Origin of the sequence: Bradyrhizobium sp. CSA112 (genome assembly GCF_029051645.1) — a bacterium.
Lineage (GTDB): Bacteria > Pseudomonadota > Alphaproteobacteria > Rhizobiales > Xanthobacteraceae > Bradyrhizobium.
On sequence record NZ_JAACFS010000008.1, the window covers coordinates 1 to 12,814 of the forward strand.

Consider the following 12,814-nt stretch of genomic DNA (forward strand, 5'->3'; position numbering starts at 1 on the left):
GCTCGCGCAGATCAAGTTTCTCGACGTAAGCCCAGATCACCCGGACCGGATGATCGGCGGCCACCAGCGCCTCCAGATCGACTGCCCGAAGCTCGATCTGATCGCGTACCGGTTCCCGCATCCGTGGCTGTCCCGGATCGGTCACCCGCCCATCTGTTTGTACCGGTAGATCGGCAAAGAGTTCGTCGCCAGACATCGCTGCACCTCTCCGACAGTACAGCAGCAGGAATCACTCCGCGCGTGCAAATTCAATCCTAATCGTGCACAAAGATTCACAGCCTCTGAGAAGCCCGCGCAGCGGGCGTCTCGAAGGATGTAGGCCACAGACGGGGCCTCATGGTTCGAGACGCGCTTCGCGCTCCTCACCATGAGGGGCTTATGACGCAATAAGATTAGAATGCTCTGCTGATGGCCGCGACGACGAACGGCGCCGCCACCAGCAGGACCGGCCATAGCCGGAACATCAGGCGGGGAGACCACCACCTGCGGCAATTTTCTTTTTAAGCGCCTCGCAGACGGTGCGAACTTCGGATGTCATCAGCGAACAATCCTCGATCTGGAGGAAGTAGCGCTTGCCTTCCTCCCGATAGTTGGCCGCCAATTCCTTGATTTCGCCGACCATGGCGTGAACGCCGGCAACCATCGCCTCACATTTTTTGGCGGCCTCGGACAGTTCCGCACCGAGAGCCTCGATCTCTTTCACCGCCGCCTCGTATTCGCGGACCACGGCTTCGGCGGAGAGTTTGCCGACCTGGTTGACGCCTTCCTTGTGCTCGACGTAGTCGGGCATCGGACCGTTTGGCAACGGGCGATCACTGCCGTTGGTTACGGCGCGGATGCCGGGCCCTCGCCGGGCGCTGTGGATGAGGTTGCCGATTTCTCCTTCGATATCGTCAGCGCCGAGTAATGGAGAGCGCGTGAGAATTTCTGTGCTTAAAGTCATCGACTAAGCTCCAAATTGTTACGCGGAGAATAGGGAATTTATCCACCGTCAAGGGTGATGTCATCACTGTCCACAGCCCGCTATGTCTTGAATCCGACATTGGAACCGGCGCGTTAGCGGCTCAGTCATGACGGCTAGCGGCGCGACTCTGCGCAATTCGAGATGCACCAGCCTCATCGATGCAGCTTTTCCTTGAAAGCCGGAGTTAGCCGCGCTTGCGACGGCGATAATCCCGTTTCTTCGGCTTGGGGGCGAGTTCCGGCATATCGGCTTGCACTTCCCGATAGCGTGCCAGCATGCGGTCAAAGCTTGCGTTGAGCGCTTCCGCTATCTCAGGCCGCTTCTCGAGCGCGGCCAGCAGCAGGCCGGCGGCCTCGATCGTCGAGAGGCCGTCGCGGCGCGGCTCCTTGCGGAGCTTGCCGTAACGCGACGGTCGCTTTGGACCCAGAATGACCCGCTGGCACTTCAGCATCCAGGCGTTGCGCCACCATAGCGCCTTGGCCTGGCTCCAGGTTCCGTCAAGCAGCACGATGCCTTCGATGTCGGAGAGGATGGCGCGCTGGTGCGGCTCGACTTCGCCCTTGCGGTTGATTGCCACGATCTCGGCATCGGTCTCGAGATCGCTGACCTTGGCCGAACCGAGATAAAGCACCGCCCAGCGCGAGGGATCGTGGACCGTCCGTCCCAGCGCCTTGGAGAGGCTTGGCCAGGACAGGCCAATTTTGACGACCGCGTCCTTGAAATGCATCGCGGTCAGCCGCGCGGTGCCGAGCGCCCTGTCCTGCTCCTGCGGGTGCTGCAGGATCAACAGCGAGATCTTGCTTTCGATCGGCGTAACGCTGTCGCAGATGCAGAGCGGCAGCGGCTTGCCGCAATGCGGGCAGTCCGCGACCGCCTCAATGGCGCCGGCCTGGGGGGTGGATTGTTCTGACATCCGCCCGCTATACGCTTCGTGGCCAGTAATTCAACTATTCGGCGGGCGCGGCGATCGCGGCCGGCCGGGATCGCTGCCGCAGCCGGTCGATCAAGAGGTAGATCACCGGCGTCGTGTAGAGCGTCAGGATCTGCGAAACAAACAGTCCGCCGATGATGGTGATGCCGAGCGGCCGGCGCAGCTCGGTGCCGGGGCCTGTGGCAATGACCAGCGGAATGCCGGCAAACAGGGCCGCCATCGTCGTCATCAGGATCGGCCGGAAGCGGGCGCGGCACGCCTCGAAGATCGCGTCCGCCGACGACATGCCGCGGTGACGCTCGGCATCGAGCGCGAAATCGACCATCATGATGCCGTTCTTCTTTACGATGCCGATCAACAGAATGATGCCGACAAAGGCGATCACCGTCAGCGGCGTGTTGGTCACCTGCAGCGCCAGCAGCGCGCCGAGGCCTGCCGACGGCAGGGTCGAGATGATCGTGATCGGGTGCGCAAGACTCTCGTAGAGCACGCCGAGCACGATATACATCGCCACCAGCGCGCCGAGGATCAGAAGCGGTTGCCGCCCGCTGGTCTTGTTGAAATCGCCGGCATTGCCGTCGAAACTGCCGCGGATGCCTTCCGGCATGTGCAGTTCCTCGATAGCGCGCTGGATGTTCGAGGTCGCGACCTCCAGCGGCACGTTGGGCAGAAGGTTGAACGAGACCGTCGTCGAGGGAAACGATTGCGAGTGAAATACCGCGAGCGGCGACAGACCACGCTGGTAGCGCACCAAGGCCGATAGCGGCACCTGGGCGTCGTTGGCGCCGGCCACGAAGATGCGCTCCAGATTGGAAGGGTCGCTCTGGAATTTCGGATCGATCTCGAGCACCACCATGTACTGGTTGCGCTGGGTATAGATGATCGAGATCTGCCGCTGCGCGAACGCGTTGTTCAGGGCGTTGTCGATATCCTGGACGCGAACGCCAAGGCTCGAAGCGGTCTTGCGGTCGATCACCAGCGACAATTGCAGCCCGCCGGGGTCACGATCGCTGGAAATGTCGGTGATGCCCTCCACCGTCTCCATGCGCTTGGCAACCAGCGGCGCCCATTTCTGCAGCAGGTCGAGGTTGGTGCTCGACAACGTATATTGATAATCGGAATCGCTCTGCCGGCCGCCGGTACGGATGTCCTGCGCGGCGAACATGAACAGGCGGATGCCGGCGACCCGGTAGAGATTCCGCCGCAGGCGATCGATCACCTGCTCGGTCGACATGCCTGCCCGCTCCTCCGGCGGCTTCAGGCTGATGAACATGGTGCCGCGGTTGGAGCCGCCACCGCCCGGACCGGCGCTGCCGCCGAGCGAAGAGCCGACACCGGCGACCGCCGGATCGGCCATCACGATGTCGGCCAGTTGCTGCTGCAGTCCAAGCATCGCCTGGAACGAGGTGTCGGGCGAAGCGCGCGTGGCGCCGATCACGAGGCCACTGTCGTCAGTCGGAAAATAGCCTTTCGGGATCTTGATATAGAGCACCACTGTCAGCGCGATCGTCGCAAAGAACACGACCAGCGTCAGAAACGGGAACCCCAGCACCGCCCGCAGCGTCCAGGTGTAGAAGGAAACGATGCGCGACAGCGTGCCTTCGACCAGACGGTCTAACCAGGTCGCACGGTCGGAGGTGGCTTCCTTGATGTAATGCGCGCAGATCATCGGCGTGATCGTGAGCGAGACCACGGTCGACACCACGATGGCAAAGGTCAGCGTCAGCGAGAACTCGCGGAGCAGCCGGCCGACGATCCCGTCCATGAAGATCAGCGGCGTAAAGGCCGCGATCAGCGACAGGCTGATCGACAGCACGGTAAAGCCGATCTGCTTGGCGCCCTCCAGCGCCGCCGGATAAGGCGCCATGCCTTGCTCGAGGTTGCGGTACATGTTCTCGATCATGACGATGGCGTCGTCGACCACGAAGCCGACGGAGATCGCAAGCGCCATCAGCGACAGATTGTCGATCGAGAACCCGGCGAGCCACATGCCGGCGCAGGTGCCGGCCAGCGCCAGCGGCACCGAGACGCCGGCCGCGATCGTCGGCGTCAGCCGCCGCAGGAACGCAAACACCACCACCATCACCAGGAAGGCGGTCGCCAGCAGCGTGAACTGCATGTCGAGCACGCTGGCGCGGATGGTGCCGGTGCGATCGACGAGCGTCGAAATTTCCACCCCGCCGGGCAACCACTGCTTCAGTTCCGGCAGCAGCGCCCTCACCCGATCGACAGTATCGATCACGTTGGCGTCGCCCTGCTTGGTGATCTGGATCAGGACCGCCGGCTGCTTGTTGAACCAGGCAATCGAGCGGCTGTTGCGGACGGAATCCTCGACCTCGGCGACATCGGCGAGGCGGACGAAATTGCCGGCCGAGCTCTTGATGATGATGTCGCGAAACTCGGCCGCGGTACGCATCTGCTTGTTGGTCGAGATCGTCTCGCTCTGGCGGCCGCCGTTGAAAATCCCGACCGGCCCCAGCGGATTGGCGTTGATGATGGCGAGCCGCACGTCGTCGGTGGCAATCCCGGCATTCGACAGCGCCACCGGGTTCAGCGCAATCCGTACCGCCGGCTGGTCGGCGCCGGTGACATTGACTTCGCCGACGCCCGGCACCTGCGAGATGCGCTGCGCGATCACGGTATCGGCAACGTCGTACATCGCGCTGGTCGTCAGCGTCTTCGATGTCAGCGCCAGCACGAACACTGGCGCAGCCGCCGGGTTGGCTTTACGGAAGCGCGGCAGCGACGGCAGGTCGCTCGGCAGGTCCGCCAGCGACGCGTTGATCGCGGCCTGCACATCGCGCGCGGCGCGGTCGATGTCGCGGCCGATCGAGAATTGAAGCTGGATGCTTGTGGTGCCAAGCGAGCTGGTCGAGGTGATCCGATCGAGGCCCGCGATCTGGCCAAGCCGGCGTTCGAGCGGCGCGGCGACGGTCGACGCCATGACGGAAGGATCCGCACCGGGACGCGTGGCGGATACCCGGATCATCGGGAAGTCGACATTGGGAACCGCCGAGACGGGCAGGAAGACATAGGCGACGATGCCGACCAGAAAGAGCCCGATTGCCAGCAGCGTGGTGCCTACCGGCCGGCGGATGAAGGGCTCCGAGATCGATGCCATCTATTGCATCCCCTCGGTCGCGCCGGCAACCGTCGGCCCGGGAGGTCCTGGGTCCGGAACGGCCTTCTCGATTTTCCGATTGATCCGATCAAGCGCCAGATAGATGACCGGCGTCGTGTAGAGCGTCAGCAACTGGCTCAGCAGCAAGCCGCCGATGATGGAAATGCCGAGCGGGAAGCGCAATTCGGCGCCGGTGCCGCTTTCGACCGCCAGCGGCAGCGCGCCGAACAGCGCGGCCAGCGTCGTCATCATGATCGGGCGGAAGCGCAACAGGCACGCCTGCACGATCGCGTCAGAGGGCGACATGCCTTGATGCCGCTCCGCCTCCAGCGCGAAATCGATCATCATGATCGCGTTCTTCTTGACGATGCCCATCAACAGAATGATGCCGATCAGGCCGATCACCGACAGGTCCTGACCGAACAGCATCAGCGCCAGTATGGCGCCAACGCCTGCGGACGGCAGCGTCGAGAGAATGGTGATCGGGTGAATGTAGCTCTCGTAGAGCACGCCAAGCACGATGTAGATGGTGACGATCGCCGCCAGAATCAGCCAGGGCTGGCCGGCCAGCGATTTCGAGAACTCGGCTGCGTCGCCCGCGTAGACGCCGACGATGCTGCCGGGCATGCCGATCCTGGTCTCGATCTTCTTGACCGCCTCGACGGCATCGCCCAGCGCCTCACCGGGCGCGAGGTTGAAACTGAGCGACACCGCTGGAAACTGCGCAAGATGGGAAATCGCCAGCGGCGCGGTGGTGCGGGTCAACGTCGCCACCGCCGACAGCGGCACCTGCGCGCCGGGCGCGCCTGCAGTAGTACTCGCGGCCCCCGGCAGATAGAGCTTTGACAGGATCGACGGATCGCGCTGGTACATTGGCATCGCCTCCAGCACCACGCGATACTGGTTGGCCTGGCCGTAGATGGTCGAAATCTGGCGCTGCGCAAAGGCGTCGTTGAGGGTGTCGTTGACCGCCTGGAGGCTGACCCCGAGCTGGCCCGCGCGCTGGCGATTGATGTCGAGCGCGGCGCGCAAACCGCCCTCCTGCGCTTCCGATGAGACGTCGCGGAACAGCGGATCCCGGCGCATTTCGGCGATGAGCTTCTGCGACCACAGCGAGACCTGCGCCGCATCGGTGCCGGTCAGCGTATACTGGTACTGCGAGCGGCTCGACTGGGTCGAGATCTGTACGTCCTGCACCGGCTGGAAATAAATGGTCATGCCGGGGATCGACGCGGTCCGTTGCTTCAGCCGGTCGACCACGACGGAAATATCATCCTGCCGCTCGCCGCGCGGCCGCAACGTCATCACCAGACGCCCGACATTGGTGGTCGGGTTGACCGAGCCTGCCCCGATCACGGAGACCACGCCGACGACGTCGGGATCGGCCTGGATTGCGGCCGCCGCCATCGCCTGTCGGCTTTGCATCTCGGCAAACGACACGTCGGGACCGGCCTCGGTCACCGCCGTGATCGACGCGGTGTCCTGCAGCGGTAGGAAACCTTTCGGCGCGATCACATACATGACCAACGTGGCAACGATGGTGGCGAACGTTACCACCAGCGTCGCGCGCTGGCGCTGCAGCACCCACAGCAGCGTGCGATGGTAGAGAGCGACCATGCGGTCGATGAAGCGGCTGACAGCGGCAAGCCCCGGAACCGTCATCTCCTCGCCGACATGCTTCAAGAGCCGCGAGCACATCATCGGCGTCAGCGTCAGCGACACGATCGCCGAAGTCACGACCGCAATTGTCAGCGTCAGCGCGAATTCGCGGAACATGCGCCCGACCAGTCCGGACATGAAGAGAAGCGGGATGAAGACCGCGATCAGCGATACCGTCAGCGAGATGACGGTGAAGCCGATCTCGCTGGCGCCCTTCAGCGACGCCTCCATCACGGATTCGCCGTTCTCCATGTGGCGGACGATGTTCTCGATCATGACGATGGCGTCGTCGACCACGAAACCGGTGCCGATCGTCAGCGCCATCAGCGACAGATTGTCGAGGCTGAAGCCGCAAAAGTACATGATGCCGAAGCTTGTGATCAGCGACAGCGGCAGCGCCACGCCGGCGATCAGGGTGGCGCGAAGCGATCGCAGGAACAACAGCACCACCAGCGTGACCAGCACCACGCTTAGAATCAGCGTGAACTGCACGTCCCGCACCGAGGCGCGAATGGTGACAGTCCGGTCCGAGACGATGTTCAGATTGACGCCGGCCGGGATCGCGCGCTGGACCTTGGGAATTTCCTCACGGATCTGCCGGACCACGTCGATCACGTTGGCGCCGGGTTGCCGCTGGATGTCGATGATCACGGCCGGCGTGCCCTGATACCAGCCGCCGGTGCGATCGTTCTCCAGCCCGTCGACGATGATCGCAACGTCGCCAATGGTGACAGGCGAGCCGTTGCGATAGGCGATGATGATCGGCTTGTAGGCCTCGGCCACCGCGATCTGGTCGTTGGCGGCAATGGTGTAGGCCTGTTGCGCGCCGTCGAGCGATCCCTTCGGCCCCGAGACGTTGGCGCCCGCGATGGCGTTGCGCAGGTCCTCCATCGAAATGCCGTAGGCGGCGAGCCGCGCCAGATCGGCCTGCACCCGCACCGCGGGCTTGAGTCCACCCAGTATCGCAACGCGCCCGACGCCGGAAATCTGGCTGAGCCGCTGTCCCAGGATCGTATCGGCGATATCGCTCATCGCGCGCAGCGAAATCGTCTCCGACGTCAGCGCCAGCGTCAGGACCGGCGCATCGGCCGGATTGACCTTGGCGTAGGTCGGTGGATACGGCAGGTTTCTTGGCAGGATACCGGCGGCGGCGTTGATCGCGGCCTGGACGTCCTGGGTGGCGCCGTCGATGTCGCGGTTGAGGTCGAACTGCAGCGAAATCTGGCTGACGCCGAACGAAGAGGTCGACTGCATCGACGACAGCGATGGAATCTGCCCGAGCTGGCGCTCCAGCGGCGCCGTGATCAGGGACGCGACTACGTCGGGGCTTGCGCCCGGCAGTTGCGTCGTCACCTGCACGGTCGGAAAATCGACCTGCGGCAGCGCCGATACCGGCAGCGCCCAATAGCCGAGCGCGCCACCGATCATCAGCGCGATCCCGAGCATTGAGGTCGCGATCGGCCGGCGGATGAACGGTTCGGAGACGCTCATGGTTGCGTCCTCACTTGCGAATTCATTTTCAGGCGTGCGGCGCGTCGATCATGGCTGCGACTTCGCAGCGCCGCCCGACGGCTCGGCTGGTGCCGGGCCGGTTTGTCCCTTCTGATCGCCCTCGCCGCGCTCGCGCTTGCCGCGGCGCTCGCCGTCCTTGCCTTGCCCGTCGTCCTTGGCTTGACCGCCCTTGGAATCTCCCTTGGCGTCCGGCGAACGGCTGCGCTTGCGCGGAGCCAGATCGGCGGTCGGCGCCCGGTCGGCGGTGCCTATGAAGACTTTGGCGCCGTCGGACAGATTGGCAAAGCCTGTGGTCACGACGCGGTCGGAGGTCGAAAGGCCGCTTGCGATCACGGCGTCGTTCTCGTTCTGCTGGGTCACGACGACCGGCTTCGCGGTCGCGACATTGTCGGGGCCGATCACATAGCTGAACGTGCCGATAGGGCCACGCTGCACGGCCGACGCCGGCACCACGATCGCCTTCTCCAGCGTTTCGACCTTCAGCCGCACATTGACGAACTGTCCCGGCCAGAGCTGGAACTTGGCATTCGGAAATTCGGCCTTCAGCTTCAGCGTGCCGGTGGTCGGATCGACCTGGTTGTCGATACCTTTCAGCGTCCCGGTATCGATCACGGTGACGCCGTCATTGCCGAACACATCCACTGAAAGCGCGCCGTTGGCAGCGGCGGCGTTGACCCGCACGATCTGCTGCTGCGGCAGGCTGAACTGCACCGCGATCGGCTGCAACTGGGTGATGATGGCGAGGCCGGTTACGTCCGACGCGCGGATGATGTTGCCCTGGTCGACCTGGCGCAGGCCGGCGCGCCCCGTCAGCGGCGCGATGACCTTGGTATAGCCGAGCATCGCGCGCGCATTGTCGATCGCGGCCTGATCGGCCTGCACCAGCGCTTCCTGCTGGGCGACCACCGAGCGCTGCGTATCGGCCTGTTGCTTGGAGCCGGCATTCGACGCGGCGAGCTGCTGATAGCGCGCCAGGTCGAGCTTCTGGTTGGCAAGCAGCGCTTCGTCCTGGGCCTTCTTGGCCACCGCCTGATCGTACTGGGCCTGGTAGATCACGGGGTCGATCTCGGCCAGCACGTCGCCCTGCTTGACGTCCTGGCCCTCGACGAAATTCACCTTGATCAGTTTGCCGTCGACCTGGGCGCGCACCGTCACCGTGTTCAGCGCACGGACCGAGCCGACCGCATCGAGATAAACCGGCACATCCTGCGTCCGCGGCGTCGCCGCCAGCACCGGCACCGGCAGGTCGGGGCGTGCGCCGGGGCCACCGCGGCCCGCCGGCTTCTGCTGAAAGGCGGTCCAGCCGAGATAGCCGAGGCCGCCGAGGATCAGCAGCGTGATCGTCAGCGATACCATCCGCCGGCCAATGCCGCGCACGACGCGCTTTTTCGCTATTTTCGCGTCGTCCTTTACCTCCGGCTTAAAGAGCATTGACCGGCCTTTCCATCCTGGGCTCCCAGCCGCCCCCCAGCGCCTGATAGAGGCTGACGATCGCGAGCAGCCGGGCCAATTGGGCCTGCCACAGCAAATCTTCAGCCTGGAACAACGTCTGCTGCGTATTTAGCACAGTTACGATATCGGCAGTCCCGGCCCGCAACTGCTGCTCGGACAGTTCGAAAGCCCGCCGCGATGCCGCCACCACCTGGCGCTGCAGCCGCAGCCGCTCCGTGGTCTGGCGGATCGATGTCAACGCATTGTCGACATCGGCAAAGGCCTGCACCACGGTCTTGCGGTAGGTCTGCAGCAATTCGTCCTGCCGCGCCTTGGTGAACTCGAAATTGCCGAGGATCCTGCCGCCGTCGAAAATCGGCTGGGTCAGGCTGCCGACCATGCTGAAGAACGCGGCTTGCGGCTGAAACAGCGACGACAACGCCGAACTTTGATAGCCACCCTGCCCGGTCAATTGAATGCTCGGGAAAAACTGCGCGCGGGCGCTGCCGACATTGGCAGTCGCCGAGGCGAGCTGCGCTTCCTGGCGGCGGATGTCAGGCCGTTGCGTCAGCAATTCCGACGGCAGGCCAGGCGTGACGCGCGGTGCAGCGATCTGGTTGAGCGAGCCGCCGGTGACGCGCACCGCTTCCGGCGGTCGCGACACCAGCGTCGCCAGCGCATTGATGTTCTGGTCGAGTGTCTGCCGTAGCGGCGGCACCAGCGCGCGCTGGTTGGCAACCACGCTCTCCTGCTGCGCGACGTCGAGGTCGGTGCCGGTACCGGCTGTCAGCCGCTCCTTGATGGCATTGAGGATGCGCTCGGCACTGGCGATGTTGCGCTGAGCGGTCCGGATCCGGTCCTGCGCGGCGAGCACCTGGAAATAGGCATTTGCGACTGTCGTCAGCGTGGTCAGCGCGATGACATCGCGGTCGAAACGGGTGGCGACGGAGGTCTCCTCCGCCGCCTGCGCGGCATCGCGGTTCTTGCCCCAGAAATCCAGCTCGTAGCTGGCGCTGAGCGAGGCCGAATAGTTGACCACCTCGCGGCCACCAATGGTCAGGCCGCTGGAGCTGGAGCCGGAGGTGCGCGAATAACTCTCCGAACCGCTGCCGCTGAGGGTAGGCAGCAGCGCCGCACCCGTGATTCGCGCCTGCGCATCGGCCTGTCTGAATCGCGCGGTGGCCGCCGCAATGTCCAGATTGACGGTCTGCGCCTCCTCCATCAGGCCCGTCAGCTCGCGGGAACGGAAGCCACGCCACCAGTCGAGCGCCGGCGGCGCGTCCGCGGCCTTCGAAAGCCGAGCCGCCTTGTAGCCTTCGGGGATGTCGAGCGCGGGATCGGGAAGGTCCTTGGTCAGGATGCAGCCGGCGGAGCTGACGACGAGGCCAAGCACCGCAAGCGATCGCGCTAGCCGCTTGCCGCCCGGAATGAGAGCAGGCCAATCTTCGATCGCAGCAGTTGCAGTTCGCTGGGTCACACCCGTTCTCCACCGGGCAAATCCCGGCCCGGCGCACGACGAGCGCTTCTCCTGATGGCCTGCGATACGTTCACGGGGGTGATGCTTCCGCTGAATCCGAACCCAATACTAGCCTTGCGACTGGGGCGCGCACAGCCCCGCGCAGCCCTTCGCAGGTCATCCGTCCGGGCGCGCAAAACAGCCAGAAAAGTGCTCACTTCCCCTTGTTTTATAGGGCTTGGAGCGATGTCGGGACGCATCAGGGGCGCCGAAATCTTACGAAGATTTCATGGGGTTTTCTGAGGTTTTTCCCCTGTTCTGACGTCCCGCGTCCGCCGCTCGCGCGAGCTGAGTCCCCGCCTGTGGCCGATTTGAAACTCCGGGAACAGCCCCCCGTATCTCGCAGCGTGCCATGGAGGGTAAAGAATGCGAGTCGCGGTGGTCGGGACGGGAATCAGCGGTAATGCCGCCGCCTGGACCTTGTCGAAACATTATCCGGTCACCGTTTATGACCGCGAGCTCAGGCCAGGTGGCCACAGCCATACCGTCAGCATCGACTATGACGGCGCCCGGCTTGCGGTTGACATCGGCTTCATCGTCTACAACGAACTGAATTATCCCGACCTGACGGCGCTGTTCGCCCATCTCGGCGTCGAGACCGTCGAGAGCTGCATGAGCTTCGCGGTGACGGCCGACACCGGCCGCTTCGAATGGAAAGGCGGCGGCAACAATTGGTTCGAGACTGCACGCGGGCTATTCGCGCAGCCTCGCAACCTGTTGTCGCCCTCCTATCTCTGGATGCTCCGCGATATCCTCACCTTCAATCAGCAGAGCATCGAGGATTACGCCGCAGGCAAACTGGCCGGGCTGACGCTCGGCGAATATTTCCGCACGCGTCACTTTGCGCCGCGGCTGTTGACCGATTATCTGGCGCCGATGGGCGCTGCGATCTGGTCGGCGCCATCGAGCGAGATGCTGGATTTCCCGGCCGAAAATTTCGTCGCCTTCTTCGCCAACCATCGCCTGCTGCACTATGACCGCCCGGTCTGGCGAACCGTGAAGGGCGGTAGCCGGCACTATGTCGAAAAGCTCACCGCTTCATTCCGCGACCGAATCAGGCTGGGCTGTGCCGTCACGGGAATCGAGCGGACCCCGCGCGGGGTCGTCATTCACGACAGCTACGGCAACACCGCCACTTACGATCACGTCGTGCTCGCTGCGCACAGCGATCAGGCGCTGGCGATGCTGTCGGATGCCGACGACCGCGAGCGCGCTATTCTGGGTGCGATCGGCTATTTCCCCAACACGATCTATCTGCATCGCGATACCAGCCTGATGCCGAAGCGCCGGCGCGCCTGGGCCTCCTGGAATTTCCTGCGCTGGCCGCGCCAGGGAAGCGTCGAGAACGACGTCTCCGTGACCTACTGGATGAACGAGTTGCAGGGAATCGATCCCGACAAGCCGTTGTTCGTCAGCCTCAACCCGCCGGTGGCGCCCGATCCTGCGTTGACTTTCGGCAAATACCTTTGTGAGCATCCGCAATATAATGCCGCAGCCTTTGCCGCCCAGAAGCGCCTCCCTGAAATTCAGGGCCGGCGACGCACCTGGTTCTGCGGCGCATGGACCGGATACGGATTCCACGAGGACGGATTGCGATCCGGCCTTGCGGTCGCCGAGGCGCTCGGCGCGGTGGCGCCATGGCGCGAAGCGCCGCCCGAACTGGCGCAAGCTGCGGAATAG

7 protein-coding genes and 1 pseudogene are annotated in these 12,814 nt (G+C 64.1%); 1 reads left to right on the forward strand and 7 read right to left on the reverse strand.

Annotated features, from left to right (window positions below):
• The 7 genes and pseudogenes from GWE18_RS16720 to GWE18_RS16750 all read right to left on the reverse strand — a co-directional run.
• Nucleotides 1–196 (reverse strand): annotated as a pseudogene (locus tag GWE18_RS16720) (IS5/IS1182 family transposase); the annotation flags it as partial.
• Between the two features lie 267 nt (nucleotides 197–463).
• Nucleotides 464–943 carry a hypothetical protein gene (locus GWE18_RS16725; RefSeq protein ID WP_275186802.1) on the reverse strand — a complete coding sequence of 160 codons (480 nt, stop codon included), beginning with the start codon at nucleotides 941–943 and terminating at the stop codon, nucleotides 464–466.
• A 205-nt stretch (nucleotides 944–1,148) separates the two neighbouring features.
• Nucleotides 1,149–1,877 (reverse strand): tRNA-uridine aminocarboxypropyltransferase, encoded by a 729-nt coding sequence (locus GWE18_RS16730; RefSeq protein WP_275186803.1) that lies wholly within the window; start codon nucleotides 1,875–1,877, stop codon nucleotides 1,149–1,151.
• A 34-nt stretch (nucleotides 1,878–1,911) separates the two neighbouring features.
• Nucleotides 1,912–5,016 (reverse strand): efflux RND transporter permease subunit, encoded by a 3,105-nt coding sequence (locus tag GWE18_RS16735; protein WP_275186804.1) that lies wholly within the window; start codon nucleotides 5,014–5,016, stop codon nucleotides 1,912–1,914.
• Nucleotides 5,017–8,166, reverse strand: a complete 3,150-nt coding sequence (locus GWE18_RS16740) for an efflux RND transporter permease subunit (protein WP_275186805.1) — start codon at nucleotides 8,164–8,166, stop codon at nucleotides 5,017–5,019.
• Between the two features lie 48 nt (nucleotides 8,167–8,214).
• Nucleotides 8,215–9,618 (reverse strand): efflux RND transporter periplasmic adaptor subunit, encoded by a 1,404-nt coding sequence (locus GWE18_RS16745; protein ID WP_275186806.1) that lies wholly within the window; start codon nucleotides 9,616–9,618, stop codon nucleotides 8,215–8,217.
• Nucleotides 9,608–11,047: an efflux transporter outer membrane subunit gene (locus GWE18_RS16750; RefSeq protein WP_275187001.1), complete on the reverse strand. Its 1,440-nt coding sequence runs from the start codon at nucleotides 11,045–11,047 to the stop codon at nucleotides 9,608–9,610. The genes GWE18_RS16745 and GWE18_RS16750 overlap by 11 nt, the downstream gene beginning before the upstream one ends.
• A 453-nt stretch (nucleotides 11,048–11,500) precedes the next feature.
• Between GWE18_RS16750 and GWE18_RS16755 the strand changes: the two genes are divergently transcribed.
• A complete protein-coding gene (locus GWE18_RS16755; protein ID WP_275186807.1) occupies nucleotides 11,501–12,814 on the forward strand; it encodes an FAD-dependent oxidoreductase in 1,314 nt (437 codons plus the stop codon).